This is a genomic window from Micromonospora pattaloongensis (assembly GCF_900107255.1).
Taxonomy (GTDB): domain Bacteria; phylum Actinomycetota; class Actinomycetes; order Mycobacteriales; family Micromonosporaceae; genus Micromonospora_I; species Micromonospora_I pattaloongensis.
In genome coordinates this window covers 1,089,408-1,114,739 of sequence record NZ_FNPH01000001.1, presented here as the reverse complement: position 1 = coordinate 1,114,739, position 25,332 = coordinate 1,089,408, and the positions used below count along the sequence as shown (strand labels likewise).

At 69.9% G+C, this 25,332-nt stretch carries 27 protein-coding genes, 1 tRNA gene and 1 riboswitch; of the genes, 13 read left to right on the top strand and 15 right to left on the bottom strand.

Features of this window, described 5'->3' with window-relative positions; translation table 11 throughout:
- Positions 1-176 precede the first annotated feature (176 nt).
- Positions 177-1,304: a PP2C family protein-serine/threonine phosphatase gene (locus BLW47_RS05415; RefSeq protein ID WP_091552013.1), complete on the bottom strand. Its 1,128-nt coding sequence runs from the start codon at positions 1,302-1,304 to the stop codon at positions 177-179.
- Positions 1,305-1,515: 211 nt separating this feature from the next.
- On the opposite strand from BLW47_RS05415, the gene BLW47_RS05410 reads away from it, so the two are divergent.
- Positions 1,516-2,067 (top strand): phosphoribosyltransferase family protein, encoded by a 552-nt coding sequence (locus BLW47_RS05410; protein WP_091552012.1) that lies wholly within the window; start codon positions 1,516-1,518, stop codon positions 2,065-2,067.
- 3 nt (positions 2,068-2,070) lie between these two features.
- On the opposite strand, the gene BLW47_RS05405 is transcribed toward BLW47_RS05410, so the two are convergent.
- The gene (locus BLW47_RS05405) at positions 2,071-2,631 is read right to left on the bottom strand and encodes an alpha/beta hydrolase (RefSeq protein ID WP_091552011.1); all 561 of its coding nucleotides are present in this window, start codon (positions 2,629-2,631) and stop codon (positions 2,071-2,073) included.
- Positions 2,632-2,745: 114 nt separating this feature from the next.
- Positions 2,746-2,970, bottom strand: a complete 225-nt coding sequence (locus BLW47_RS05400; protein WP_091552009.1) for a winged helix-turn-helix domain-containing protein — start codon at positions 2,968-2,970, stop codon at positions 2,746-2,748.
- A 310-nt stretch (positions 2,971-3,280) separates the two neighbouring features.
- Here BLW47_RS05400 and BLW47_RS05395 point away from each other — a divergent pair, with 310 nt between their 5' ends.
- Both BLW47_RS05395 and BLW47_RS05390 read left to right on the top strand, forming a co-directional pair.
- Positions 3,281-3,697, top strand: coding sequence for a DivIVA domain-containing protein (locus BLW47_RS05395; protein WP_245736366.1), 417 nt, complete (start codon positions 3,281-3,283; stop codon positions 3,695-3,697).
- 413 nt (positions 3,698-4,110) lie between these two features.
- The gene (locus BLW47_RS05390; RefSeq protein ID WP_091552006.1) at positions 4,111-4,545 is read left to right on the top strand and encodes a VOC family protein; all 435 of its coding nucleotides are present in this window, start codon (positions 4,111-4,113) and stop codon (positions 4,543-4,545) included.
- A gap of 36 nt (positions 4,546-4,581) precedes the next feature.
- Here BLW47_RS05390 and BLW47_RS05385 read toward each other — a convergent pair whose 3' ends face one another.
- The 4 genes from BLW47_RS05385 to BLW47_RS05370 all read right to left on the bottom strand — a co-directional run bounded on the left by BLW47_RS05385 (position 4,582) and on the right by BLW47_RS05370 (position 7,459).
- A complete protein-coding gene (locus BLW47_RS05385) occupies positions 4,582-5,208 on the bottom strand; it encodes a hypothetical protein (protein ID WP_139307160.1) in 627 nt (208 codons plus the stop codon).
- An 89-nt stretch (positions 5,209-5,297) separates the two neighbouring features.
- Positions 5,298-5,939, bottom strand: coding sequence for a hypothetical protein (locus BLW47_RS05380; RefSeq protein WP_139307159.1), 642 nt, complete (start codon positions 5,937-5,939; stop codon positions 5,298-5,300).
- A gap of 390 nt (positions 5,940-6,329) precedes the next feature.
- Positions 6,330-6,926, bottom strand: a complete 597-nt coding sequence (locus BLW47_RS05375; RefSeq protein WP_245736364.1) for an NUDIX hydrolase — start codon at positions 6,924-6,926, stop codon at positions 6,330-6,332.
- 116 nt (positions 6,927-7,042) lie between these two features.
- The gene (locus BLW47_RS05370) at positions 7,043-7,459 is read right to left on the bottom strand and encodes a MerR family transcriptional regulator (protein ID WP_175543498.1); all 417 of its coding nucleotides are present in this window, start codon (positions 7,457-7,459) and stop codon (positions 7,043-7,045) included.
- Between the two features lie 81 nt (positions 7,460-7,540).
- Between BLW47_RS05370 and BLW47_RS05365 the strand changes: the two genes are divergently transcribed.
- Positions 7,541-8,302, top strand: coding sequence for a methyltransferase domain-containing protein (locus BLW47_RS05365; protein WP_091551998.1), 762 nt, complete (start codon positions 7,541-7,543; stop codon positions 8,300-8,302).
- A gap of 54 nt (positions 8,303-8,356) precedes the next feature.
- Positions 8,357-8,557, top strand: coding sequence for a hypothetical protein (locus BLW47_RS24605; RefSeq protein WP_139307158.1), 201 nt, complete (start codon positions 8,357-8,359; stop codon positions 8,555-8,557).
- Positions 8,558-8,715: 158 nt separating this feature from the next.
- Here BLW47_RS24605 and BLW47_RS05360 read toward each other — a convergent pair whose 3' ends face one another.
- Together BLW47_RS05360 and BLW47_RS05355 are read right to left on the bottom strand one after the other, a co-directional pair.
- Positions 8,716-9,999: a hypothetical protein gene (locus tag BLW47_RS05360; protein WP_091551995.1), complete on the bottom strand. Its 1,284-nt coding sequence runs from the start codon at positions 9,997-9,999 to the stop codon at positions 8,716-8,718.
- A 17-nt stretch (positions 10,000-10,016) separates the two neighbouring features.
- On the bottom strand, positions 10,017-10,523 hold the full coding sequence (locus BLW47_RS05355) for an RNA polymerase sigma factor (RefSeq protein ID WP_425435345.1): 507 nt from the start codon (positions 10,521-10,523) through the stop codon (positions 10,017-10,019).
- 645 nt (positions 10,524-11,168) lie between these two features.
- Here BLW47_RS05355 and BLW47_RS05345 point away from each other — a divergent pair.
- Both BLW47_RS05345 and BLW47_RS05340 read left to right on the top strand, forming a co-directional pair.
- Positions 11,169-11,567 carry a VOC family protein gene (locus tag BLW47_RS05345; RefSeq protein WP_245736362.1) on the top strand — a complete coding sequence of 133 codons (399 nt, stop codon included), beginning with the start codon at positions 11,169-11,171 and terminating at the stop codon, positions 11,565-11,567.
- 155 nt (positions 11,568-11,722) lie between these two features.
- The gene (locus BLW47_RS05340) at positions 11,723-11,944 is read left to right on the top strand and encodes a hypothetical protein (RefSeq protein ID WP_425435328.1); all 222 of its coding nucleotides are present in this window, start codon (positions 11,723-11,725) and stop codon (positions 11,942-11,944) included.
- A 64-nt stretch (positions 11,945-12,008) separates the two neighbouring features.
- Here the strand turns inward: BLW47_RS05340 and BLW47_RS05335 are convergent.
- Positions 12,009-12,082, bottom strand: a tRNA-Gly gene (locus tag BLW47_RS05335).
- Positions 12,083-12,342: 260 nt separating this feature from the next.
- Between BLW47_RS05335 and BLW47_RS05330 the strand changes: the two genes are divergently transcribed.
- Complete coding sequence (locus BLW47_RS05330) at positions 12,343-13,335, top strand: zinc metalloprotease (RefSeq protein WP_091551988.1); 993 nt, start codon at positions 12,343-12,345, stop codon at positions 13,333-13,335.
- On the opposite strand, the gene BLW47_RS05325 is transcribed toward BLW47_RS05330, so the two are convergent.
- Positions 13,320-13,925, bottom strand: a complete 606-nt coding sequence (locus BLW47_RS05325; protein ID WP_091551985.1) for a pyridoxamine 5'-phosphate oxidase family protein — start codon at positions 13,923-13,925, stop codon at positions 13,320-13,322. The genes BLW47_RS05330 and BLW47_RS05325 overlap by 16 nt on opposite strands.
- Before the next feature lie 89 nt (positions 13,926-14,014).
- Here BLW47_RS05325 and dcd point away from each other — a divergent pair, with 89 nt between their 5' ends.
- Positions 14,015-14,593 carry a dCTP deaminase gene (gene dcd, locus BLW47_RS05320; RefSeq protein ID WP_091552619.1) on the top strand — a complete coding sequence of 193 codons (579 nt, stop codon included), beginning with the start codon at positions 14,015-14,017 and terminating at the stop codon, positions 14,591-14,593.
- A gap of 121 nt (positions 14,594-14,714) precedes the next feature.
- Here dcd and BLW47_RS05315 read toward each other — a convergent pair whose 3' ends face one another.
- Positions 14,715-15,737 carry a C40 family peptidase gene (locus tag BLW47_RS05315; protein ID WP_091551983.1) on the bottom strand — a complete coding sequence of 341 codons (1,023 nt, stop codon included), beginning with the start codon at positions 15,735-15,737 and terminating at the stop codon, positions 14,715-14,717.
- A 5-nt stretch (positions 15,738-15,742) separates the two neighbouring features.
- Positions 15,743-15,881, bottom strand: a riboswitch (cyclic di-AMP (ydaO/yuaA leader).
- A 317-nt stretch (positions 15,882-16,198) separates the two neighbouring features.
- On the opposite strand from BLW47_RS05315, the gene BLW47_RS05310 reads away from it, so the two are divergent.
- Complete coding sequence (locus tag BLW47_RS05310) at positions 16,199-18,214, top strand: N-acetylmuramoyl-L-alanine amidase (protein ID WP_091552617.1); 2,016 nt, start codon at positions 16,199-16,201, stop codon at positions 18,212-18,214.
- 75 nt (positions 18,215-18,289) lie between these two features.
- On the opposite strand, the gene BLW47_RS05305 is transcribed toward BLW47_RS05310, so the two are convergent.
- From BLW47_RS05305 to BLW47_RS05295, 3 genes are all read right to left on the bottom strand, one after another.
- A complete protein-coding gene (locus BLW47_RS05305) occupies positions 18,290-19,327 on the bottom strand; it encodes a C40 family peptidase (RefSeq protein WP_091551980.1) in 1,038 nt (345 codons plus the stop codon).
- A gap of 297 nt (positions 19,328-19,624) precedes the next feature.
- Positions 19,625-21,832 carry a (Fe-S)-binding protein gene (locus tag BLW47_RS05300; RefSeq protein ID WP_091551977.1) on the bottom strand — a complete coding sequence of 736 codons (2,208 nt, stop codon included), beginning with the start codon at positions 21,830-21,832 and terminating at the stop codon, positions 19,625-19,627.
- Positions 21,833-22,067: 235 nt separating this feature from the next.
- Positions 22,068-22,331, bottom strand: a complete 264-nt coding sequence (locus BLW47_RS05295; RefSeq protein WP_091551975.1) for a cell division protein CrgA — start codon at positions 22,329-22,331, stop codon at positions 22,068-22,070.
- Positions 22,332-22,567: 236 nt separating this feature from the next.
- Between BLW47_RS05295 and BLW47_RS05290 the strand changes: the two genes are divergently transcribed.
- Genes BLW47_RS05290 through BLW47_RS05280 form a run of 3 tightly spaced genes read left to right on the top strand, consistent with a single transcriptional unit; the run spans position 22,568 to position 25,328 of the window.
- Positions 22,568-23,377 carry a DUF881 domain-containing protein gene (locus BLW47_RS05290; protein WP_091552615.1) on the top strand — a complete coding sequence of 270 codons (810 nt, stop codon included), beginning with the start codon at positions 22,568-22,570 and terminating at the stop codon, positions 23,375-23,377.
- 5 nt (positions 23,378-23,382) lie between these two features.
- Positions 23,383-25,047, top strand: coding sequence for a class E sortase (locus tag BLW47_RS25765; protein ID WP_091551972.1), 1,665 nt, complete (start codon positions 23,383-23,385; stop codon positions 25,045-25,047).
- A gap of 2 nt (positions 25,048-25,049) precedes the next feature.
- Positions 25,050-25,328 (top strand): hypothetical protein, encoded by a 279-nt coding sequence (locus BLW47_RS05280; RefSeq protein WP_091551970.1) that lies wholly within the window; start codon positions 25,050-25,052, stop codon positions 25,326-25,328.
- Positions 25,329-25,332: the final 4 nt, after the last annotated feature.

The following is a 25,332-nucleotide window of genomic DNA, read 5'->3' as shown; positions in this document are numbered from 1 at the left end:
CCCCACCGAAGCACCGCTGCGGAGAAAACCGCAGGTAAATGGGGAGGACAGCATGGTCGCCAAGATCCTGGACGCGCTCTTTGAGCCGACCCGCCGTTACGTGGGACGCCACCGTGCGCCCGAGGCCTGGCGTTCCGCGGAGACCGCGGACGGTCGCCGCCGGGCGGCCTGACCGGTCAGCTCTCCGCCGCGCCGACCTCCCAGCTGGGCACGGCCGCGGTGGTCACCGGACGGGGTCCGGAGTATTCCATCAGCACGAGCGCGATGTCGTCGTCGAGTCGCCCGTACACCCACTCCACCAGTGCGGTCTCCAGCGAGGCGAGCCCGTCGCCGACCGTGCCGTGCCCGAGCAGCCGCCATGCCCGGTCCGCCGTCGGGAAGAACTCGCCCTCCCGGCGGGCTTCGCCGAGCCCGTCGGTGAAGAGCAGCAGCCGGTCGCCGGGCTCCAGCCGCTCGACCCGGGGGCGCACCACGGGCATGAAGCCGAGCGGGGGCGCCGGAGCCGGCGGTTCGAGCGGGATCACCTGGCCGCGGCGGAGCAGCAGCGGAGCCGGGTGCCCGCAGTTGACGATCGTCAGGGTGCCGCCCCGCTCCTCGACCAGGGCCGCCGTCACGAAGTCCTCGTCGCCGACGCTGCGCGCCACGGCCCGGTCGAGGTCGGCGACGATGGCGCGCAGATCGGCCCGCTCGTACGCGACGTGCCGGTACGAGCCGAGGACGATGCTGGCCAGCCGGACCGCGTCGAGCCCCTTGCCACGCACGTCGCCGATGATCATCCGGACGCCGTACGGGGTGTCCACCGCCTCGTAGAGGTCGCCGCCGATGTCGGCGGTCGCGGTCGCGGAGATGTAGCGGCCGGCGACCGCGAGCGTGCCGACCTGCGGGCCGATCGGACGCAGCACAGCCTGCTGGGCCACCGACGCGAGCTTCGACAGCTCGGCGATCCGTTCGGCCTGCCGCTGCCGGATCGCCGCGACCGCTCCGGCCAGACCGGTCGCCAGGCCGATGCCGACCACGTTGACCGCGGTGGCGATCGTGACCATCTGGCCGGTCAACGCGAACGCGCCACCGACCACGGTGGCCAGCGCGCCGACCCCGAGTACCACCCGCCAGCTGGCGAACGCCGCGGTCAGGAACGGCGCGGCGGCGACCAGCCCGACGTAGTTGGTGCCGGATCCGTCCGCCAGCTCCACGGCGGACACGAGCGCGAGCAGCACAAGGGCCGCGCCGATGCCGGCACGGGATCCTGGGCTCAGCGGGCGTCGGCCCGTCGGAATGATGCGCATGGGTACGCCGAACAGCATGCACGATCCGAACGCTCGACTGAACGAGGTTGACCCCTCGGCCGATGCGGAAATGACCGGCCGGCGTATTGGAAAAGATCAGTATTTGGGACAACCACCAACCGTCCGTCAATGATCGCGGCGCGGTCGTCAGCGTGAGCTGACTCAACAGTCAGTCTCCGGTCCCGTACCCGGGACTCACCTGTGGACGCGGTCGGCGCAGGATGGAGCCGTGCACAGCGAGCTGACGAGACGACTGACCGAGACGTTCCGGTGGACGGATCCGGGCCCGCAGAGCACGCACCTGGTCAGCGACGTCTCCGGCTGGTGGCGCGAGCCGCTGGTCCTGGCCGGGCTCGGACCCGCGCTCGCCGCGCTGCACGCCCCCGCCCGTCCCACGGTGGTGATCGCCCCCGAGGTGACCGGTCTGCTGCTCGGCCCGCTGGTCGCGACCGCGCTCGGCGCCGGGTTCCTCCCCGCGTACAAGGACACCGGGGCACGCCGGATCGCCGAGCCCACGACCTGGGAGCGGACCGGCGGCGACTACCGCGGTCGGCGACTGGCGCTCGGCGTACGCGATCGACACCTGAACCCCGGCGATCGCGTCCTCGTCGTCGACGACTGGGTCGCCACCGGCGCGCAGCTGCGCGCCCTGCACCGGCTGGCCGCCGCCCGCGGCGCCGAGGTGATCGGCACCGCGGCGATCGTCGCCGACTGCGCGCCCGCGCTCAGCGCCGAGCTGCGGCTGCGCAGCCTGCTGCGCGGCTCGGACCTCGCTCCCTGACCGCTACATCAGGGAGGTGGCGCGATCCTCCGGGCCGCGCGCCAGGTCGTCGAGGAACACCTCGATCGCGCTGCACACCTTGCCCAGCGCCTCCGCCGAGCGGGCCATCGGACCCGGCACCAGCAGACCGTGATCGGCGTCCGGGATCTCCAGGACGTACGTGGTGAGCCGGCGCGCGGTCTCGCCGTCCCACGACGCGTCGGCGCCCCCGCCGATCAGCAGGAACTGCGACGGCGACCGTTCGAGCTCGGCCACGACGCCCGGGTAGCGCAACAGCGGCGTCAACCAGACCGCCGGCAGCCGGCGCTCGGCGGCGAGCGGCACGGCGAGCGTGCCGAGCGACTTCCCGACGAGCAGATCGGTCCGATCATCGATCGCGGCGGCCACCTGCCGCTGCACCCACGGGGCGCGGTCGGCCTCGGACAGCTCCGACGGCACCTGCCACTCGATGCCGGACGGCTCCAGGCCGCGCCGGGTCAGCGCCTCGGCGGCGTACGCGAACAGCGGGTCGCGGACGGTGTATCCGCGTCCCGGAATCAGCACGGCACGGCGGCGGTCCGTCACGCTTCGACGCTCCTCATGGCCCTATGTGAGCACACCGCCCGTTCGCTCGCCTGGTAATCGCCGACGGACCGGGTTCGGCCAGCGCCGGTGTTCCCCGTTGGCGTGGGGATCCTGCTACGCCTTCGGCTCCGCGACGAAGACACCGACGCCGTGTGCGCTCTCCACGAGCCCCTCGGTCCTGAGCGCGTGCATCGCGTAGCGGATCACCGAGTCCGATACTCCGTGCTCCTGCTTCAGCTGTGCCGTCGATGGCAGGCGGTCACCCGGCCGAAGCTCACCGGACTCAATCTGTTGACGGATGTGGGCAGCAAGCTTCTCCCACTTGGCTGCGGGTGGCATAGGCACTCCTTGGTCTCCGCTGACCATGAGAGCACGCAGCTAGTTGTCGCAGCAAGAACGCAGTACAGCGCACTAGTACCGTTGACTTGAGTGCACTAGTTCGCTTAAGTTCCTGAGGCGGGCAGCCCTTGGTCTCCAAACTGCGGATCGGCCCGCAACCTTCGGCCGGGGCGGATCTCCAAAGGCAATCAGCCGTCCCGACCCCAGCTCCCCATCGCCGATGCCGTGGTCGCTGCGGCGGTGGGTGCGAGAGGGGAAGGCCGCCGAGCCCTCGCGGCGGCCTTCCCTACCCGGCTGTCAGGAGGTGGCGATGTCCCGCTTCACGCGAGCCCTGGCGCGGCTCCGCACTGCTCACGATCCGCACCGACACTCCGGCGAGGAGATCCCCCACGGCGTCTACGGCGGCCGCCGTTCTCAACGAGTCCTGCCGGGCGAGGTACGACGCAAGCGGTTCCGGCCGACGAGGCTCGGACGGCGGGGCCTGGACCCGGAGGAGGTGCACCATTTCCTCAACCGCGTCGCGGAAGAGATGAACGCGCTGTACCGCGACCTCGCGGTGTCGGAGGAGCAGGCGGCGCGAATTCGCAACGCACTGCGCGAGTGGCAGACGCAGCAGGCGCGGCATCGGTACGACGGTCCTGGGCAGGCGCAGCAACGACCGCCGGGACGGCACGGGGCCCGGCAGCCTTCTCCACCGCACCCGAGCACGAGGTTCGGCATTGGCTGACTACCCACCGATCCATGCACCGCTTCAGCCGAGCTGGCGGTGCAGCGCATGCGGTGCCGAGTGGCCTTGCCTCGCGCGGAAACGACAGTTGAAGGAGTTTCTGCGCTGCGACGTCGAGCGCCTGCGGCGCTACATGCGGCCGTACCTGCGGCTCGCGCTGACCGAACTCCACGACCCACGGATCCGGGACCGTTTTCTCGGCTGGTGCGACAGGCCGCTGCGGTCAGCACGCGAACGGCCGAACCGGCGCGGCATCGGCCGATAGCCCGCGCCACCGGGGTTTTGGGTGCATCTGTTGCTGCTATGGCCGCAACAAGTGCATGCAAACCCTCGGCGCGCCCGCGCCATCACGTTGCGGGCCGCGGCACCGGATGGGCACGCCGTGTCGCGACCACGCGAGTACGTTGCTCGGAATGGAGCAGCGCATCAGCCTGGTCACGCTCGGGGTCGCCGACGTCACCCGGGCGCGGACGTTCTACGAGCAGCTCGGCTGGCAGGGGCAAGAAGTCGAGGAGACGGTTTTCTTCCAGGCCGGCGGCGTGGCCGTCGTGCTGTGGGGACGCGACAAGCTCGACGCCGACGCCGGCGTCGAGGGCCGCAACGGCGTCGGCTTCGGCGGCATGACGCTGGCGCACAACGTTCGGTCGCGGGCCGAGGTCGACGAGGTGTTGGAGGCGGCGGCCACGGCGGGGGCCGTGATCACGCGCCCGGCGCGCGAGACGTTCTACGGCGGCTACGCCGGCTGTTTCACCGATCCGGACGGCCACGTCTGGGAGATCGCCTACAACCCCGGCTTCCCGATCGCCCCGGACGGCGCGATCACGGTTCCCGACTTCGGCGCGTCGTAGCGACCGGGCGGCAGCTCCGGATGCGGGCGGTCGCCGTCAGTCGCAGAACTCGGCCTGCGCTCGGAGCGCGACCGCCGGCGCCTCCCCCTTGCCGTACGTGGTCGCGCACACCACCACACCGGTTTCGGCGTCCGCCCAGGTGGACAGTGTTCCCTTGACCCTGCTCCCGTCCTCGCATTCACCGGTCAAGGGAACAGACACCTTTTCCACGGCTGAATAACCGACGTATGTGCGCGATTCCTTGACGCCGGACAGGAACCGGTCCAGTTCAGCGAGCGTCCCACCAGTACCGGAGGCGGCATATTCGAGCGAGTTCTCGATCGCCGCGACGGCAGCGTCCTTGTCGACGCGAGGGGACTCCCATTCGACGCCGGCGACGAATGCCTTGTCCAGCTCGGCGGGACGTGTTACCTCTCCCCATTCCGGCTCTACCTTGCGGACTGCGGTGAACACCCACTCCCGGGAGCGCGGGCCGGCCTCGGCCGCGGCGACGTCAACATGCCGGCACCCGCTGTCGGCGACCGGAGTTCCGGCGGGTCGGCTCCCACCTTTCGACGCTCCGGCGGGTCGGCTCTCACCTTTCGACGGCTCGCCGCTCGCGGTGCAACCCCCGGTCGACAGCGCAAGAACAGCGGCAGTTGCCAGCACCGGCGCAAGCCTCATGGGACGACCTCGTTCTCGATGATGGGCGGTGCCCATGGGGCCGACCCCGCACTGCGCGGTCGGCCCCGCCGGGGACACAGACGGTCAAATCAGCAGTACTGGCTCTTGGCGAGCGCCGCCATGCTGCCGGAGGGCTGGGTGATGTCGCACTGAGCGGCCCCCACCTCCTGCACGTGGAAGGACTTGCCGGTGCCCTGCCCGGAGGTGACCACCATGCTGCCGCCGCTGGAACAGGTCTGCTTGATCCAGTTACCGGTGACCTGGACCCGGCCCGCATAGGTGACCACGTACTTCTTCGGCTTCACCGTGGCGGTGACGGAGACCGAGGACGAGGTGGTGGCGCTTCCGGAAACGGCGAGGGACATGCTCGTGCTCGCCTCCAGTTCCCCGATGATCGCGCTGGCCGAGATCGACGAACCGCTGGTGATCGTGATGCCGGCGGTGAGCGTCAACTGGTGACCGGTGGTGTAGTTCGATGTCATGTCCGACGAGGTGCCGTTGTAGTGCCGCGTCGCGTGGGTGATCTTCTTCGGCTTCGCCACGTTGGACACGGCGTACCAGGATCCGACGTATCCATCACAGGGAATCCCCATGACGCTGACGTCGCCGTCACCGGAAGGCGGTGCCGGGTTACCTGCGGCAAATGCTGGCGAGCCCGTGCCGGCGGCCAGGGCCAGGCCCAGCAACGCTACGGCTGCCGGACGACGTACCATGCTGAGACGACGGTTCACGTGCATCTCCTCTTTCCGGGTGGTGGATGTGAATTGCCGTTCAGGTGGAGTCGCGGTTGCAGCGCGGCTCCACCTCTCTAATTCGGGGTGTGCACGGTCCGTCTCATGGCCCGACTCGGAAGTCAAAGCCCCGATTTCGGCGCCCCCTACGTCGTTGTCAGTCCCCTCGGGTGCAGGAAACTTACATGATCTACAGAAGACGCGGAAGACTCTTCACTTTTCGGTGATCTCGATCGGGCTAACGTCCCCTGCCTGCCGCCCTTACCGAGCTCGGCGACGCCACCGGGCCCGCCACTGCATCGAAGGCCCTGCACAAGGTCGTCCGAGCCGGACGCACTCTCGGGGCGTCAGGGGCGGCCGCGTCGACCCGCGGCGTCCATCCGATGGCGCTCACCGTTCCGCGAGAGTTATCAGCTTGTTCAGCATTCGACCCAGGTGCGGTTCGACGGTCGCTGGGTCGGCGTCCGTTACCTCTTGCGGCGTCCACCATCGAACGCCGCGAAACTCGCCGGAATCCGGGACGAATTTCTGATTGCGACTCCCGCTCAACACGAACCAAAGACTCACATCGACGTGTCGCTCCTCTGGTGGACCAACCGTCTGAGTGACGGTGACGAAGGTTGGACGCTCGCCGAAGCGCGGATGGAACACCGCCGGCACACCCAATTCCTCCATCACCTCCCGACGTACCGTCTCGGCCGGGTGCTCTCCGGGCTCAACGTGACCGCCGCTGGGCAGCCACATTCCGGCCTTGCGGTGGTCGACCAGCAGCACGCTGCCATCCGTCTCGTCGTGCAACAGGAAGTACGCCACCAGGTGCGGCGACGGAGTGCGTGGCTTCTCCCGACGGAATATGTCATGGGTCCCGCCCAACCAAGCCAGGCACTCTGCCCGGTGCCGCGCCTCTAGCTCGTCGGCCGGCACGACCGCCTCAACCAGCGCCCGGATTTCGTTGTGTACCCGCACTCCGCGGATGCTGCCCACCACCCGCAACACCCGTCAACCCGTTGATGGGCCCTGGATCTGGGTGCTGGACTGACGATTCCCGACCACCGGCCGCAAGCCGTACCGACGTCACACGACGCCCATTGATGGACTGTGGATCAGCGGTGGTCCAGAGCCTCGGCCGTACCGACCCCGTCCAGCCGCGCGAGCACCATTTCCTGGAAATGGGGGCACGACTGGTAGTCCGGGTGTCGGCATCGCAATGCGTGCTCCAGCAGCGTCTGCGACAGCGTGAGCCGGGCGATGCGGGTCCGCACCTGGGCCAATTGGCCGCGCAGCAGATCTCGTCGCCGCTCCCGATCCGGAGCGACGAACAACTCCCGCAACTGCTCCAGACTGAACCCCGCCTCCTTACCCAGCAGGATCTCCGCCACCCGGGTCACATGCGCCGCGCCATACACCCGGCGGCCCGCCACCCGCCGCGCCGGCGACAGCAATCCCATGTCTTCCCAATGCCGCAAAACGTGCGTGGCCAGACCGAAGCGGGCCGCCAGCTCGCCGATCGAGTACTCCATCGACCATCTCACCGACTTCAGGTTCACCGTGGCTGGAGCGGAGTTGACTTCAGGTCAACCTGAAGTCGCACCGTAGGACACATGCCCGATACTCACACCGCCCACGCGGACGCCGAAAGGCTTATCCGAACCCTCGACGCCGCCGAAACCGCGCCCGACGCCGCCACGCTACGCGCACGCAGCTACCAGCTACTTCGGCTGCACCCCGGCGCGACAGTGATCGACGTCGGCTGCGGCACCGGCCGCGCCGTCGCTGAACTCGCCCAGCACGGTGCCCGCGCCATCGGTGTCGACCTCGACCCGGCGATGCTGGCCGCCGCCCGCAGCCGGTTCCCCGACATCGACGTGCGCGCCGCCGACGCCACCGACCTGCCCCTGGCTGACGGGCAGGCCCACGGCTACCGGGCCGACAAGGTCTACCACGTGCTGCCCGAACCCCCCGCCGCCCTGGCCGAAGCCCGCCGGGTCCTCGCCCCGGGCGGCCGCATCGTGCTGGTCGGCCAGGACTGGGACACCATGATCATCGACTCCGACCAACCCGACCTGACCCGCCGCATCGTGCACGCGCGGGCCGACGCCATCCCCCACCCCCGCATCGCCCGCGCCTACCGCAACCTCCTGCTCGACACCGGTTTCCACGACGTCGAGGTCGAGGTCCACACCGCGATATTCACCGACGCCACAATGCAGCCGCTGCTCGCCGGACACGCTGACGCCGCCCGTCAGACCGGCGCCGTCAGCGCCGAGCAGGCCGAGGCATGGGTCAGCGAGCAGAACGGCCGTGCCGCCAGCGGCCGGCTGATGGTCGCCGTCCCCATGTTCGTGGCCGCCGCTACCCGCTGACCCCGGACCCCTCGTGAGATATGCCGTAGCGTCGATGGCATGAGGACTATGGCGGTGTCTCTCGTAGTGTTCGTGGTGTTGCTGATCGCGGCGTTCGTCATCGTTGCCTGGCGGGACCGGAAGCGGCTTTCCTCGCCGGAGGATTCGGCTGCGGCACGCGATGCAACATCTACCCAGGAGCGGTACGCGGCCGAGCGTCATGGCGCGCAGGGTGAGGTGTGGCGGCGCGGCCAAAATCCGGGATCACACATCTAGCGACCCGACCCGGAACGTAACGGATCCCATCGGGCTGATCCTCGGGCCCGGCGCCGCGCAGCGCGACCTAAAGCTGACCGTGATGAGTCGGCAAGGCATGCGGAGATGCTGCGGCCGGGCCCGCCCTGCTGGGGCGGGCCCGGCGCTGTCGGCAGCAGCTACGAGCTCACTCGTTGCCAGCTCTGATTTATGGCGGAGGGACGGTACGACCACACCTGCTGCTGTCCGCTTGTGGTCGTGACGGTCACCTGCACGATGTCCCCGCTGACTTCCGCCTTCTCGATACGGCTGACTCCGTTGGTGCCCGACCGGAGAATCTCCCAGCCGAGCGGGTGGTCCCCACCGCGCTGGAAGGATTGCAAGGTCTGCGACATCTCGCCGCTGGGGGACCGCAATGTGAGGATGGCGAACGTCGCTTCGCCGTCGCTGGTGTTCACGAAGGTCACGGCGCCGATCGTGATCGTGTAGCGGGTCGTGCCCTTGTTCGGGTCGCCGTTGTTGTCCAGGTCGGCCTCGCCGGCCCCGTTCACCATCGGCACGCAGTAAAACTTGCCGGACCCGTCGGGATTGTTGCGGCCCATGAGGAGCCCCGTGTTGCGGAAGTCGACCTCGTGGAAGTTCTTGGATGGCACCCGGAAGGTGGTCGGACCGCTCACCTGACGGAAGGCACCATCCCGGAGCGCGTAGCCCCGCACCTGCCGGTCGCAGGGCCGCCACCCGTTGGTCTGGTACGGGCCATAGACGACCAGCCGGACGACGCCGTCATCGACCGTGATGGCCTCGCGGGAGAACGTCGCGTACACATTGGGGGTGTCCGCCGAGTTGATCACGTATCCCAACGATGTCAGTGCGCCGTCCGAGGCGACCTTCAGCGCCAGCAGTTGGGTAACGTTCATCGAGCCCCTGTGCTGGCAGCGGATGGTGGTGAGTTGCTCGTCGCCGGGCACACCATCGAGGTCGGCCTTGATGGGAGCCAGCTCCCCGATGACCAGTTGCACGCCATCCCGGGGCGTCGCCGTACCGTTGACGAATTTCCTCTTCCCCTTCGCCATGCACCCGGCTTCGTAGTCAGGGAACGCCGGCAGGTTGAGGGTGGCATTGCGCAAATCGGCCGCCGCAGGAGCCGACGACCCAGGAGCCGGTGACGCAGGAGCCGACGACGGGGCGAGCGACGGAGTCGGACTGGCCGTTTCGGCGGGGCTGGCGGATCCGACCACATTGGGTGGCGAGTTGTTTCCCCGTGGGCTGGTCGCGTAGGCCGCGATTGGCACGGCGATCAACAACGCACCGGCCACGCTGAATGCCGTGAGGTGGACTCTCCGCCGGACCGCCACCTTGTGGCGGACTGCGGGGGCGCCCGGCGCCGGCAGGTAGGAGGAACGCTCCGCCGCGTCGAATTCAGCGAAGGCGTCGGCAATGAGGGTGTCAAAGTTGTCAGACATAATACTTTCCTTTCCGGTCATCCCTGGAGTTGCTCAGCGAGAGCTGTTCTCCCGCGGCTGAGCCAACTTTTCACGGTGCCCTCGGGCACGTCTTCCTGCGCAGCGATTTCGGCGACGGACAACTGGCCCAGGTAGTGCAGGACGACGGCCTTGCGAAGCTTCGGCGGAATCTTGGATAAGGCCGCAACCAGCGCCACGCGATCTGGTGACGGGCCGGCGTGGTGTTCTTCACGCTGGCGGCGCAGGAATAGCGCCGACGTCTTCTGTCGCCGGAGCCTACTGGTGGCGAGATTCCATGCGACCCGGCGCACCCAGGCATAGGGGTCTTCGTATTTCCTGATCCTGGCCCATCTGGCGTAGGCGCGGCAGAATGCCTCCTGGACCAGGTCCTGCGCCTCTGCCCGGTCACCGAGGTACGCGTAGAGCTGCGACCTGAGAACGTCGAACTTTGCCGAATAAAACTCGTCGAAATTGCGCTGGTCGTCTTTTGTCGAGGCTTGAGGTGCGGCCGCGGCTGCGGTCATCACTGCGGTCACGTTTCCTTCCTCCCGTGGTGCCACCCTCGTGGGCGGGCAGCACGAACACGTGCAGGCACTCCCGTCGGTTGCAAGTTCTTTCCGCTGTCGCGTGCACTCCGGCGGCGGGTGGGCAGCCACTAGGCCGGCGGCCTGTCGAGGATTCCCCGCCGAGTGGGCGAACCGCGACGGCCCGGGCGATCTTGGCGACCTGCCCCCTCGCCGTCCGGACCGGGCGAGCACGAGCGACCTGATGGCGCGGATGGGACACGACTCGCCGCTGGCGGCAATGATTTGCCAGCAGGCAGCGACGGAGGCGGATCGGGCCATCGTGGACGCGCCGCGGTCGGACCGCAAGAGGGCCACGACGTCGTCCGGCGGTCGCCCACGACCGGGACCATTGCCACGCCGCATGATCCTTGACTCTGGAACGTCGAAGGCCCCGATGTCTACCTGTCCAAGGGCTTGGTGGCCTTGTCTCGCGGGTATCGCGTGGCCTCAGCTGGCCTGCGCTGCCCTGGCCGAGTGGCACGATAACGGCACGCCGGGCTTGCTCTCCTCGAAGCGCGGGCAGGACCGAAACGTCGCTGACTGATGCGGCCACCTGATCGGTATCAACCGCCTGCCCGGCATACCACTCGAAGGGATCGCAGCGTGAACCAGCCGATCACCGGCACGCTCCACCACGTCGAAGTGTGGGTACCCGACCTGCAGCGCGCCGTTACCAGCTGGGAATGGCTACTCCGGCAACTCGGCTACACCGAGTACCAGAACTGGCCTGCCGGGCGCAGCTGGCAGCTTGGCCCGACCTACATCGTCGTCGAGCAGTCACCCGCCCTGAGCGGACCCGACCACGATCGGTGCAGGCCCGGACTGAACCATCTCGCCTTTCACATCGGCAGCACCGAGCTGGTCGACGCCCTCACCGCACAGGCTCCCCAGCACGGCTGGACCCTACTGTTCGCCGACCGTCACCCATACGCTGGCGGCAAAAACCACTACGCCGCCTACCTGGAGAACGCCGATGGGTTCGAAGTCGAACTCGTCGCATAAACCAAGCCCGATTCAGCTGCGGGAACTAGCGACGCGACAGTGGAATGAGGCTACCCCGGTCGACTCCTGATCCACGACTAAGAGCGGGCGGCCGATCTGGCGCGGCAACCTTGGCGGCGCGGCCCGGGGCGAGCACTCGCGACCTGATGGCCCGGATGGGGCACGACAGTTCGCATGCCGCGCTGATCTATCAGCACGCCACGGCCGAGGCTGACCGCGCCATCGCCCAGGCGCTGCACGAGGCGGTGCGGGCAGACCGGAAGTCCAAGAAGTCGCGCGGTGGCTCGGGCAAGAAGTCGAGCGCCAAGAAGGACAAGAAGCGGCCAGCGGAGCGCGACGGCGGCCGAGATGACCGGGTGTCATGGCACCCCGCATGATCCTTGACCTTGGAACGTCGAAGGCCCCGGCTGGGACTTGCGTCCTGACCAGGGCCTTCGATCGTGGAGCGGGTGACGGGAATCGAACCCGCACTGTCAGCTTGGGAAGCTGATGTTCTGCCATTGAACTACACCCGCAAGCGCGACCCACTGTACCTGGTCGCGCAACTACGTGCACCCGCCTCCCCCTGCGGCGTCGCGCGGGTCACGGGCGACGGCGGGCGGTGGTGCCGGTGGGCGCCACAGATGCGCCGGTCGGCGCACATCTGTCACCGAAAGTGTTGATACAGATACATCAGCCTCTTTCGTCATCTCCCGGACGGCTGTAGGGTCCCTCGCACCTTTGCGCAGGCGGCCCGGTCCGATCGGCCGGGTCATGGGGAGGAAGAGGGAAGCCAATGCGACAACATCGATCGCGCTGGTCGTGGCGCGCGGCGGGCGTCACCACGACGTCGCTCGCGCTCCTGGTGAGCACCGGGGGTGCGGCCATGGCGCAGGCCACCGCGCTGGGCGGCGCGCACGCGCACACCGGATGCGCCGAGCCGGCGTCCACGCACGCCGATGCGCACACCGACGCCCGCGTGAAGCCCGGCGTGTCGGGGAAGAAGGATCCGAACGAGCTGTCCGCCGCGGAGGTGACGCAGCGCGAGGCGGATCTGGCGAGCGCGCTGAAGGAGAAGGCGCGCAAGGCCCCCGCCGGACCGTCGGCGCTGGCCACCGTCACGATCCCGGTGGTCGTGCACGTCATCCAGCGGGACAGCACGCGGGCCGGCGGCAACATCCCGGACTCCATGATCAGCTCGCAGATCAACGTGCTCAATCAGGCGTACGCCGGCTCCACCGGGGGCGCCGCGACCGCCTTCGCGTTCCAGCTCACAAAGATCAACCGCGTCGTGAACCCGGCGTGGTACCCGATCGTCAGCGGCTCGTCCGCGGAGCGCTCGATGAAGACGTCGCTCCGGGTGGGCGGCAAGAACACGCTCAACATCTACACCGGCGAGTTGAGCGACAACCTGCTCGGCTGGGCGACCTTCCCGAAGCGCACGCTCGACGCGATGGACGGCGTCGTCGTGCTGGCCGAGTCGCTGCCGGGCGGCACCGCGACCAACTACAACCAGGGCGACACCGGCACGCACGAGGTCGGTCACTGGCTGAACCTCTACCACACCTTCCAGGGCGGCTGCTCCGGCCAGGGCGACCAGGTCTCGGACACGCCGGCCGAAGCGTCGCCGGCGAGCGGCTGTCCGACCGGCCGTGACACCTGCACCGCGCCGGGCACCGACCCGATCACCAACTTCATGGACTACTCGTACGACTCGTGCATGTACCAGTTCACGAGCGGTCAGGCCACTCGCATGATCAATGCGTGGAACGCCTACCGCGTTGCGTAACGCAGGCTGAGCCCGTCGGTGCCGGCCCCCGTGGTGGGGCCGGCACCGTCGCGTCTGTGACCGCGCCGCCCGCGGCGGCGGCCCGCCCCCGGCCCGTCGCCGTGGGCGTTGGCGCTGGTCGGGTCGACCCAGACCTGCACCGCCGGTCGGCGCGCCGCGTCCGCCGCCGGCGACACCGACCCGCTGTGGCCGTGGCGGGCCAGCATCGCCACGTCCACAGTGAACTCGAACAGCCGCCAGTCGACCTGTGCGGCCGCCCGCCACCGCAGCGCGAGCCGGGCCACCCGGGCCGGGTCGGTGACCGCCCGCGCGCGTCCCGCGACGTACGCCTCGTCGTTGCTGTCCTCCGGCGGGAAGGAGTGCAGCGCGTACCGGCCGTCGCGCTCGAGGTCGCGGCGTTTCGGCGAGTCGATGACGAAGCAGAAGAGCCCCTCATCGGTGATCACGGGCGAAACCGGATGCACCCGCGGCCCCCCGTCGGCGCGCACGGTTGCCAGGTAGCCCAGACCCGGCCCGTACTGCTGCAGGAGGGAGCGGATCGCGTCGGCGAGCCGCGGCTCGTCGGCGGCGAAGTCGGACCAGGAAGCCATGGGAGGATTCTATCGAACATATGTTCGAGATCGGTAGTCGAACGCGGCCCTCACCCGATCGGTATCGGCCGGTCGCTTAAGGTGTGACGATGCTGCTCTCCGACCGGGATCTGGTCTCCGCGATCAAGACGGGCGACCTCGCGCTGGAGCCGTTCGAGCCGGGGCTCGTCCAGCCCTCCAGCATCGACGTACGGCTGGACCGGCACTTCCGGGTCTTCAACAACCACCTGTACACCCACATCGACCCGGCGCGGCAGCAGGACGACCTGACGTCGCAGGTCGAGGTCCCGGACGGCGAGCCGTTCGTGCTGCACCCGGGCGAGTTCGTGCTGGCCTCGACGCTCGAAGTGATCTCGCTCGGTGACCAGCTCGCCGGCCGCCTGGAGGGCAAGTCGAGCCTGGGCCGGCTCGGGCTGCTCACCCACTCCACGGCGGGCTTCATCGACCCCGGCTTCTCCGGCCACGTGACGCTGGAGCTGTCCAACGTGGCGAACCTGCCGATCACGCTCTGGCCCGGCATGAAGATCGGCCAGCTCTGCATCTTCCGACTGTCGTCGCCGGCCGAGCACCCGTACGGCTCGGCGGTCTACGGATCGCGCTACCAGGGGCAGCGCGGTCCGACGCCGAGCCGCTCCTGGCAGAACTGGCGGACCTGGCCGACCGCCTGACGCACGAAACGAAGAAGGTGTCCTCCCGGACCGTGCGGGTCCGGGAGGACACCTTCTTCTGGTGCGGCCGATGCGCGGTACGCGCCGGGGGAAACGCGCCCGCAGGGGCCGCCGGGGAAAGTTATCCCGGTCGTCCGTAGCCGCTGATCGGGCTCGCGTCGACCTTCGCCATCTTGATCGGCACGCCGGTCTGCGAGGCGTGCACGATCCAGCCGTTTCCGACGTACATCCCGACGTGGTGCACGTCGGCGTAATAGAAGACCAGGTCACCGGGGCGCAGCTCCGCGCGGCCGACCGGGGTGGTGGCCTCCATCTGGGCCGCGGCGTTGTGCGGCAGCTGCACCCCGGCCTGCCGCCAGGCCGCGAGCGTCAGGCCGGAACAGTCGTAACCGTCGGGTCCCTCGGCGGCCCAGACGTAGGGCTTGCCGATCTGTGCGCAGGCGAACCGGACGGCGGTGCCGGCGGCGCCGCCGGGGTAGGTAGCGGGGCACGGGGCCGGCCGCAGCGAGCCGATGCCGCCGCCGCTGCCGTACGCCTTGAGCCGCAGCGCCTGCAACCGCTTGATCTCGCGGTCGATCCCGGCCTTCTTCCTGGCGAGGTCGGCCTCGGCGCGGGTCAACTGCGTCACCAGCGCGTCCAGCGGCGCCTTCGTGGCGGTGTACCGGTCCTTCAGCTCGACCACCGCCCGCACGTCGCTGGCCTGCCGACGGGCGAACCGGTCGAGCAGCTCCAGCTGATCGGCGAACGTGGTCGGCGAGCCGCTGCTGAGCACCGCGTTGATCGCGGCGGTGTTACCGCTCTTGTAGGAACGCGCGGCCAGCCCGCTCACCTTGGCCATCGCCGAGTCCACCCGGATCTGCAGCGGCCGGATCTTCTTGTCGAGGGCGTCGGCCTGCTTCCGCTTGGCCGCCAGCTGCTGCCGCGTGGCGTTGTGCCGCTCGATCACCGGTTCGAGCTTCTGCCAGGCGGCGTCGATCTGCTTCTCGATCTCCGCCACGGAGGGCTCTGCGTGGGCGGGCGCGCCGGCGAGCAGGACGGCGACCGCGGCCAGCGCGGCGGCGAGGATCAGGTGACGCGGGCGTGACGCGGAACGCCACCGGCCGGAGAACGGCCGACGGGACCGCCGCGGGGCATGGGTAGCCACCGGACTCCTTCTTTCCAGTCCGCCTACCGGGTTAGCTGACGGGTTCGGGCGGGAAAGAGTGGCGCCCTACCGCGATGCGGATTCACCCCAGTGGTACGTGGGTCCCCGGCTCGTGCTGCGTGAACGATTCGGCGGCGTCGGGTCGGGGCCGACCAGGTTGGGCGACCGCGTTCCGGCTCGACAAGGACCCACATTAGAGACGCCGGTTCTCCGGGCGCAAGCGTGACGACCACTCAGTTTCGGACGTATATCCGCCGGTAACGCGCCACGCCTACAATCGACCAACGAAAATGTATCGGGCGCAACGGTCGAGGTGGGTCATTGTCGATGGTCTATCGGATCCCACCCCGGGCCCGATGAAGCTTTTCTTCTCTCTCGATGCACCAACCGCAACCCATTGACGGGCGTGCGCGGTCGGGGCGAGGGTGGGCGGGGAAGCAACACCCTGAATGGAGGTCCGAATGCACCGTTCCAAAGCGCTGAGCAGGCTGGCCCTGCTCAGCACCGCGGTCGTCGGGGCGACCACGCTGCTGTCGCCGGGACCGGCGCCGGCCGTGGGCGCCGCGCCCGACGACCGGCAACAGGAGTACGCGGCCGCCGCCGCGGCGTACGGGGTGCCGGAGAGCGTGCTGCTCGGCGTCTCCTACCTGGAGTCGCGCTGGGACACCAACGCCGGCACGCCGAGCACCAGCGGCGGCTACGGCCCGATGCATCTCACCGACGCCGCGCACGTGGCCTCCCCGGGCGGGCAGCACCACGACGACGACGAGGACCCGCGCGGCGATGACAGCCGACCGGCCAAGGACGTCGACTCGGGCGAGACGGGCACGCCGCCCGCCGCCTCGATGCAGACCCTCGACGCCGCCGCCGCGCTGACCGGCGTCGCGAAGGAGGCGTTGCGCGCGGACCCGACGGCGAACATCCGGGGCGGCGCGGCGCTGCTCGCCTCGTACCAGAAGGCGCTCGGCGCCCCGGTCGGCGCCCGCACCGACCCCGCGGCCTGGTACGGCGCGGTGGCGCGCTACTCGGGCGCGGACAACGCCGACGCCGCGGCGGCCTTCGCCGACGAGGTCTTCGGCACGATCCGGGACGGCGCGAGTCGGGTGACCGACGACGGGCACCGCGTCACGCTGGCCCGGCACGCCGGCCTCGTCCCCGTGCGGGCCTGGCTGGAGCGGCTCGGGTTGCGCAAGCCCGCGCGGACCGACGGCCTGGAGTGCCCGAGCGACGTCGCCTGCGAGTGGATCCCCGCCCCCTACGAGCAGTACGGCCCGACCTCGGGCGACTACGGCAACCACGACCTCGCCAACCGGCCCGCGCAGCAGAAGATCGAATACATCGTCATCCACGACACCGAGGGCTCCTACGCCGGCACCATCAACATGGTGCAGGACCCGACGTACGTGAGCTGGAACTACACGCTCCGCTCCGTCGACGGCCACATCGCGCAGCACGTCAAGGCCAAGGACGTCGCGTGGCACGCCGGCAACTGGTACGTCAACGCCAAGGCGATCGGGCTGGAACACGAGGGCTTCGCGGGCGCGGGCACCTGGTACACCGAGGCGATGTACCGCACCTCGGCGAAGCTGGTGGGCTACCTCGCGCAGCGGTTCGACATCCCGCTCGACCGCAACCACATCATCGGCCACGACAACGTCCCCGGCATCACCCCGGCCGCGGTCGGCGGCATGCACTGGGACCCCGGCCCGTACTGGGACTGGGGGCACTACTTCGATCTGCTCAGGGCCCCGTTCCGGCAGTTCGGCACGGCGCGGACCGGACTGGTCACCATCGACCCGGACTTCACCACCAACCGGCCGGCGTTCCAGGGCTGCAACCGGCAGCCGCCGGAACGGCCGGCCCCGCCGGCCCCCGTCCCGCCGTCCGCGCCGTGCCCGTCGCGCGGATCGTCGGCGGTGATCCTGCACAGCGCGCCCAGCCACGACGCGCCGCTGGTCGTCGACCTCGGCCTGCACGCGGACGGTGCACCGAGCACGATGGAGGTCTGGGACCACGGTGCCCGGGCGTCGGCCGGCCAGACGTACGCGGTCGCGGAGCGGCAGCGCGACTGGACGGCGATCTGGTACCTCGGGCAGAAGGCGTGGTTCCACAACCCCGCCGCCGCTCCCACGGCCAAGTGGTCCACCGGCCTGGTGGCGACGCCGAAGGCGGGCAAGGCGACGATCCCCGTGTACGGCCGGGCCTACCCGGAGGCGGCGGCTTACCCGGACGGCGTGCCGGCGCAGGCGATCGTGCCGCTGCAGTACACGCTCGCGGCCGGCCAGCGCTACGCCGTCGGCAACATCCTGCCGAGCGAGTACTACCGCGCGGTGAGCTTCGACGGCTCGGCGCCGGGTGACCGCACGGTCATCCGCGGCGAGCTGACCTACGTGCAGATCCAGTTCGGCCACCGGATCATGTACGTGAACAAGGACGACCTGCGGCTCCTGCCCTCACCGGTGGGTGCCCCGCGCTGATCCCGCGATCACAGCAAGGGCCCCTGCTCGCGAGGAGCAGGGGCCCTTTGCCGGGTGCCGTCGGCGCGCCGAACGTCAGCCGGGTCGGCGGAAGCCCGCGATCGGCAACTGGTTGATGGGCGCCATCCGCACCACGTCACCGCTCGTCGGCGCGTGCACCATCAGGCCGTTGCCGACGTACATCCCGACGTGGGACAGGTCGCTGCGGAAGAAGACCAGGTCGCCGGGGCGCGCCTCGCTCTGACTCACCGGGGTGCCCTCGTTCCACTGGGCGCCGGTGAAGTGGGTGAGGGACACGCCGGCCGCGGCCCAGGCGTACTGGGTGAGGCCGGAGCAGTCGAACGACCCCGGCCCGGACGCGTTGAAGACGTACGGCTTGCCGATCTGGGCGCAGGCGGTCTTCACCGCGATCCCGGCCTTACCGCCCGGGTAGGTCGCGGGGCATGGCCCAATCCGCAGGGAGCCGCCGGCGCTGCTCGAGCCGTACGCGGTCACGCGGAGCTTCTGCAGCCGGTCGAGATCTTTCTCGATCTTCTTCTTCCGCGCGGCCAGCTCGGCGTCCTGCTTCTGCTGCTGCGCGACGAGCGCGTCGAGCTTGCGCTTCTCGCCGTCGAACTTGTCGCGGGCGGCCGTGACGCCGGCGATCTGCTCCCGCTGCTGCCGGGTGAGCCGGTCGAGCAGGGTGAGCTGTTCGGTGAGGGCGCTGGCGGACCCGGATGCGAGCAGGGCGTTCAGATCCGAGGAGGGGCCGACCCGGTACGACTGGTTCGCCATCTGGCCGACCTGGAACATCGCCATCTCGACCTGCAACGACAGCGGTCGGATCTTCTTCGCCAGCTCGGTCTGCCGCTTCTTGTTGGCCTTGAGCTGGCTGTGCACCTTGTTGTACTGCTCGATGACGGGCTCGAGCTGCTCCCACTGGGCGTCGATCTGCTTCTCGATCTCGCCGACCGAGGGCTCGGCGTGCGCCTGTGCGGGCGAGAGCGCGCCGACGGCGAGCACCGCCGCGAGAGCGAGGAGCACACGGCCTGCGACGCGGAGTGGCGGGCGGGAACGCGTCTGCTGATGTTCTCGGTTCTGTGGCTGGCGCAGATTGTCGCGCGCACGTGCCATCGGGCACCGACTCCTTCATCACCGACCGCCGGGGCCTCCCGCGGGGGAAGTGGAGACCGACATCCACAGCGGCCAGTGGCTCACGTTAGAAGAGGTTCCGAACCAAATCAAGGCGGGAAAGGGCGCATGTTCGCTGCGCGGTCGCGCCAATACCATGTGTTGCGTGAGAACGAGACTCATGAATGCCGCGCGTATATTGTGAATGCACTATTTTCGCTAGTCAGCGCGCATTCCCGGCCCCCGAACGCGAAGGCCCACACCGATCGGGTGACCGATGTGGGCCTTTGGTGACGTGCGTTACGCCCCGCTCGCCGCCGGCTCGCGCTCGGCGGTGGTCTCCGGCTTCACCGACCGGAGCAGCACCGTAGCCACGTCCACGACCTCGACGTTGTCGCCGGCCTCGCCGGTCGACTTCTTCCCGGTCACGCCGTCGCCGAGCATCGTGTAGCAGAACGGGCAGCCGACCGCGATGGTCTGGGCCCCCGTCGAGAGCGCCTCCTCGACCCGCTCGACGTTGATGCGCTTACCGATGCGCTCCTCCATCCACATCCGGGCGCCACCGGCGCCGCAGCAGAAGGAGCGCTCGGAGTTGCGTGGCATCTCCGTGAGGCCCTCGGCCGCCGCCGACCCGAGCACCTCGCGCGGCGGGGTGAAGACGCGGTTGTGCCGGCCCAGGTAGCAGGGGTCGTGGTAGGTGACCGCGCCGTCGACCGGCTGCACCGGGGTGAGCTTGCCGGTGGCGACCAGGTGCGCCAGCAGCTGCGTGTGGTGCACGACCTCGAAGTGGCCGCCGAGCTGCCCGTACTCGTTGCCGAGCGTGTTGAAGCAGTGCGGGCAGGTCGCGACGATCTTGCGCTTGGCCGGCTCGCGGTCGCCGAACGCCTCGTTCAGCGTCTCGACGTTCTGCTGCGCGAGCATCTGGAACACGAACTCGTTGCCGATCCGGCGGGCCGGGTCGCCCGAGCACGTCTCGCCCTCACCGAGGATCGCGAACTTCACACCCGCCTCGTTCAGCAGCGTGGCGACCGCACGGGTGGTCTTCTTCGCCCGGTCCTCGAACGCGCCGGCGCAGCCCACCCAGAAGAGGTACTCGAAGTCATCGACCTCGCCGACCCGCGGCACCTCGAAGTCCAGGCCCTTGGTCCAGTCCTCGCGGGTGTTCTGCGGCGCGCCCCACGGGTTGCCCTTGTTCTCCAGGTTCCGCAGCATGACGCCGGCCTCGGACGGGAAGCTCGACTCGATCAGGACCTGGTAGCGGCGCATGTCGACGATGTGGTCGACATGCTCGATGTCGACGGGGCACTGCTCGACGCAGGCGCCGCAGGTGGTGCAGGACCAGAGGACGTCCGGGTCGATGACGCCGCCGACGTCGGCGCCGCCGATCAGCGGACGGTCGCCCTCGGCGAGCGCCAGCACGTCCATGTGCGCGAGCTGCGCGGCGGTCGCCTTCTCCTCGCCGGTCAGGTCCTTGCCGCCGCCGGCCAGCAGGTAGGGCGCCTTGGCGTACGCGTGGTCGCGCAGCGACAGGATCATCAGCTTCGGCGAGAGCGGCTTACCGGTGTTCCAGGCCGGGCACTGCGACTGGCAGCGGCCGCACTCGGTGCAGGTGCTGAAGTCGAGCAGGCCCTTCCAGGTGAACTGCTCGACGTGCGCGACGCCGAACTGGTCCTTCTCCGGGTCGGCCTCCTCGAAGTCGAGCGGCTTGCCCTGGCTCATCATCGGGCGCAGCGCGCCGAGACCGGAGCCGGCGGGCTTGGCCGGCTCGCGCTTGAAGAAGATGTTGAAGAACGCGAGGAAGCGGTGCCACGCGACGCCCATCGTCACGTTGAGGGCGATCACGATCAGCCAGGTCATCGAGATGGCGATCTTGAGCAGCGCGGTGACCGAGACCGCGTCCGGCCAGTTCGGCAGCAGCGCGCCGACGGCGTGGCTGACCGGGGTGGCCCAGACCGGGTACTCGAAGTGGTCGGTGGCGACCTTGAAGCCGCGGATGAAGAAGCCGACGACCAGGACGGCCAGCACGACGGCCTCGACGAAGTAGCCCTGCCACATCGTCGAGCCGGTGAAACGCGAGCGACCCTTGGCCCGGTTCGGGCGGTTGGCGAGTCGGATCCCGATCAGCACGAGGATGCCGACGAAGCCGAAGATCCCGATGAGCTCGGTGACCAGCCCGTACGGCAGCCACCCGCCGACGATCGGCAGCTCCGCCTTCGGGTCCACGACCTCGAAGTACGCCTCCAGCACCAGCGACGACAGCGCGATGAACGCCACCATCACGAACCAGTGCGCGGCGCCGACCACGCTCCACTTGAGCATCCGGGTGTGCCCGACCGTCTCGGTGAGCATGGTCCTGGTCCGGACGCCCTTGTCGCCGAACCGGTCGGGATCGGGTTGGCCGAGGCGGATCACGGCGACCATCTGCCGCACCGCCCGTACGGCCAACCACACCGCGACGGCCGTGACGGCGGCGGCAAGCACCGTAGTGACGATCTGGACGCTGCCCATTGCCTTGGCCTCCCGGTTTGCTGCTTGGCAAGCGCTGGTGACCGAACCAGCCGGTCACAGTGTGAGCGTACGCGCAATGTTACTCATCAGTAGCGTGAGTAACCTCGCAGCTCGCACGCGGTTCGACGGCGCACCCGTCGCAGGTTTCGGCGACCGCCACGGGTGGCGGTCGCCGAACGGGTCAGACGGGTTTGCGGCCCTGCGCCCGGGCCGGCGGCCGGCGCGGGCCGCGGGCTCAGCGCCAGCGGGAGAGCAGGATCAGCGAGCCGACCATCGCGCCGAACCCGACGGCGAGGTTCCAGTAACCCCACGAAGCGACCGGGTAGGAGGTCTCGGAGAGGTAGTAGACCACCAGCCAGGCGATGCCGAAGACGATCAACGAGACGGCGGTGATCGGCAGCCAGACGGGGCTGGGCTTGCGCGTCGCCGCGGTCGCCGCCGGGCGGACGTCGGTCGGCGGCGTGTACACCTTCTTCTTGCGGACCTGAGACTTTGGCACGACGCTCTCCTGAAGGGTGGCAATCCTCTGTCCGGCCTGACAACCGGACGCAGCGGCGACGGTCCATGGCCAATAATGTTCGACAGCTAGCGTAGTCAAGTCTGCGCGCTCAGGCCACGGACGGGGGCGGGGAGATCGCCGAGACGCGGCACAATGGGTGCCAGCAGGGCGGAAACCCCAACGTGGTGGCGCGGAAGCACGAGTCGAGATCAATGCCGGAGGACGGAGGGGAGCCGATGGAGTACACGTCCGGTGCCTCGTCCTGGGGCAAGGCGTTCCGGCGTGCGATCGTCGGCCTGCTCCCCCGCCGTACCCGGCGCCGCAGCGTCTGGTCCATCGGCGTCCCGCTGATCTCCCTCGCCGCCGGTCTACTCTTCACCACCACCGCCACCACGGCGGGCGGCACCTCGCTACGCGAGGACCGGCGACCGGAGATCACGCAGGTGATCAACGAACGCCGCGAGCGGGTCGCCGCGAGTGAGGAGCGCGCCCGGAGGCTGCGCGACCAGACCGAGCAGCAGGCCGACGCGATCGCGGGCAAGGACGGGCCGATCAACGAGCAGCGGGCCCGGGTCGCCCGGAGCCTCGCCGGAGCCGGCTTCACCGCGCTGCGCGGCCGGGGGCTCACGGTCGAACTGAACGACGCCCCTCGACTGAACGACAGCAGCCGCCCCGGCAACCCCAGCAACGATGATCTCGTTGTTCATCAGGGTGACGTTCAGGCAGTCGTCAACGCGATGTGGGCCGGGGGAGCTGAGGCAATGTCGATCATGGGTGTCCGGGTGCTCTCCACCAGCGCCGTGCGCTGTGTGGGGAACACCCTCCTGCTGGACGGGCGGGTCTATTCGCCGCCGTTCCGGATCACCGCGATCGGTGATCCCGCCGCGCTGAGGCGCGCGCTCGACTCCGACCAGGGCGTCCGCGAGTTCAAGGACGCGGTGCTGCACTACCGGCTCGGCTACCGCGAGACCGTCGAGTCCAACGTGACGGTGCCGGCGTACGCCGGGTCGAGCGGGCTCCGCTCCGCCGGCGTCCCCGGGGAGTGACCGCCATGACCGACGAACCGAACCACGGTCGGCACGGGCGACACCGCGCGCGGGACGAGGACGCGACGGCTGTGATGCCGCGCGTCACCGACGCCCCGCCGGACGCGCCCCCGGCGGCTCCCCGCCGGCCCCGACCCGCCCCGTCGGCGGCCGCGCCCGTGTCGCCGCCGCCGACCGGCATCCCGCCGGCTGCGCCGGCACCGCCACACCCACCGTCGGGATGGCCCTCCCCCGAGGCGCCGCCCCGTCCGGCCGGCTACCGGCCCGGTCCGCGCCCCGGCGCGCCGGCCGAGGGGCCGCTGCCCGGCGACCGGCCGACGCCACCGGCGCGCGACTACGGCCCGGACGCCCGCCCCGGCATGACCGCGCGTGACTACGGGCCCGGCGACCGGGCCCGGACGCCGCGCGAATACGGAGCGGGAAGTCCGGCCGGAGCGCTCCACGACTACCACCCGGTCGATCGGGCGGGGGTGCCGCCGCGCGGCCACGAACCGGGCCGGCCGCCCTCCCCCGCGCCGACCGGCTACGAGCCGCGACGTCCCTCGCCGGCACCACCCGGGCCCCCCTCGCCGGCGGTGCCCGCGCAGCCCGGCACCGGACAGCCGCCGCAGCCGCCCCCGCTGAGCGACGCGCCGACGATGATCCAGCCGGCCGCGCTCGTGCCGCCGACGGTCGACGTCCCGACCACGGTGATCCCGGCGATCACCGACCGGCCGATGCCGGCCTCGAACCCGGTGGACAGCGACGCGACGACCGTGCTGCCGGCCCTGCCCGGCCCAGCGGGCCCGCACGACGGCGTACCCGGCCAGGACGAGCGCCCGCCCACCCCGGACGAGCCGCGGCGGGCGTCGGACGATCCGGCCGAGAAGGCCGCGGAGGAGGCGACCGACGGGCCGCAGCCGCGCCGGGGCGAACAGGTCGTCCAGCTGCGTCCGGAACTGACCGACGAGGGCTACAAGAGCGTCTACTCCGAGTTGACCCGCCCGACGATCGGCTCGCGGCTGCGCTCCGGCGCCCGCGCCACCGGCGAACTGCTGATGACGTTCGGCCTGGTGGTGCTGCTCTTCGCCGCGTACGAGGTGTGGGGCAAGTCGGCGATCGTCAACGCCGAACAGCAGGATCTCGGCGCCCAACTCGCCCAGGAGTGGGAGCAGCCGGGCCCGGACCCGACCGTCGGACCGTCCCCGGCGCCCACTCGCTCGCCGACCGCACCGAAGATCGGCAAGCCGATCGCCTGGCTGCACATCCCCAAGCTCGGCAAGGAATGGGTCGTGGTGGAGGGCGTGAGCCAGGCGGACATCCGGTACGCCCCCGGCCACTACCCGAAGAGCGCCGACCCCGGACAGGTCGGGAACTTCGCGGTCGCGGGCCACCGCAACCCGGCCACCTTCTGGCGGCTGGACGAGATGAAGGCCGGCGACGTGATCGTGGTGGAGACCAGGAACACCTGGTTCGTGTACCAGACCACGCAGAACCACATCGTCAAGCCGACCCGGGTCGAGGTCGTCGCCCCGGTGCCGAACAGGCCGGGCGTCAGACCGACACAAGCCTTCCTCACCCTGACCACCTGCAACCCGAAATACGACAACTACGAGCGGCTGATCGTGCACGCCAAGCTCGTCCGCAGCCAGCCGAAGTCGGCCGGCGATCCCGCAGAGTTGGGGGGCTGACCGTGTACGCGTGGATCTGGCGCCGCCTCCCCTTCGGACTACCCGGCAAGATCATTGGTTCGCTGCTGCTCGCCGCCGGGTTCACCGCGCTGCTCTGGTTCTTCGTCTTCCCGTGGGCGGAGCCGCTGCTGCCCTTCGACGACGTGCAGGTGACGCAGGAGGGCGGGGTGCCGGGGGATCCCGGTTCCGTCGACCCCGGCGCCCCCGGGCTCGACGACCACGACATCCCGTACGACACGAGCGAGAACAACCCCGCTCCCTCCGCGACGTCGAACAGGTGACCCG

Excerpts from the sequence above, each read along its gene's own strand:
- BLW47_RS05370 (WP_175543498.1), bottom strand. The coding sequence starts at position 7,459 with ATGGAGTACTCGATCGGCGAGCTGGCGGCCCGCTTCGGTCTGGCCACG.
- BLW47_RS05330 (WP_091551988.1), top strand. The coding sequence starts at position 12,343 with ATGCGACAACATCGATCGCGCTGGTCGTGGCGCGCGGCGGGCGTCACC.
- BLW47_RS05365 (WP_091551998.1), top strand. The coding sequence starts at position 7,541 with ATGCCCGATACTCACACCGCCCACGCGGACGCCGAAAGGCTTATCCGA.
- BLW47_RS05415 (WP_091552013.1), bottom strand. The coding sequence starts at position 1,304 with ATGCTGTTCGGCGTACCCATGCGCATCATTCCGACGGGCCGACGCCCG.
- BLW47_RS05290 (WP_091552615.1), top strand. The coding sequence starts at position 22,568 with ATGGAGTACACGTCCGGTGCCTCGTCCTGGGGCAAGGCGTTCCGGCGT.
- BLW47_RS05300 (WP_091551977.1), bottom strand. The coding sequence starts at position 21,832 with ATGGGCAGCGTCCAGATCGTCACTACGGTGCTTGCCGCCGCCGTCACG.
- BLW47_RS05305 (WP_091551980.1), bottom strand. The coding sequence starts at position 19,327 with ATGGCACGTGCGCGCGACAATCTGCGCCAGCCACAGAACCGAGAACAT.
- BLW47_RS25765 (WP_091551972.1), top strand. The coding sequence starts at position 23,383 with ATGACCGACGAACCGAACCACGGTCGGCACGGGCGACACCGCGCGCGG.
- BLW47_RS05400 (WP_091552009.1), bottom strand. The coding sequence starts at position 2,970 with ATGCCACCCGCAGCCAAGTGGGAGAAGCTTGCTGCCCACATCCGTCAA.
- BLW47_RS05355 (WP_425435345.1), bottom strand. The coding sequence starts at position 10,523 with ATGACCGCAGCCGCGGCCGCACCTCAAGCCTCGACAAAAGACGACCAG.
- BLW47_RS05385 (WP_139307160.1), bottom strand. The coding sequence starts at position 5,208 with ATGAGGCTTGCGCCGGTGCTGGCAACTGCCGCTGTTCTTGCGCTGTCG.
- BLW47_RS05325 (WP_091551985.1), bottom strand. The coding sequence starts at position 13,925 with ATGGCTTCCTGGTCCGACTTCGCCGCCGACGAGCCGCGGCTCGCCGAC.
- BLW47_RS05340 (WP_425435328.1), top strand. The coding sequence starts at position 11,723 with ATGGGGCACGACAGTTCGCATGCCGCGCTGATCTATCAGCACGCCACG.
- BLW47_RS05390 (WP_091552006.1), top strand. The coding sequence starts at position 4,111 with ATGGAGCAGCGCATCAGCCTGGTCACGCTCGGGGTCGCCGACGTCACC.
- dcd (WP_091552619.1), top strand. The coding sequence starts at position 14,015 with ATGCTGCTCTCCGACCGGGATCTGGTCTCCGCGATCAAGACGGGCGAC.
- BLW47_RS05395 (WP_245736366.1), top strand. The coding sequence starts at position 3,281 with ATGTCCCGCTTCACGCGAGCCCTGGCGCGGCTCCGCACTGCTCACGAT.
- BLW47_RS05360 (WP_091551995.1), bottom strand. The coding sequence starts at position 9,999 with ATGTCTGACAACTTTGACACCCTCATTGCCGACGCCTTCGCTGAATTC.
- BLW47_RS05310 (WP_091552617.1), top strand. The coding sequence starts at position 16,199 with ATGCACCGTTCCAAAGCGCTGAGCAGGCTGGCCCTGCTCAGCACCGCG.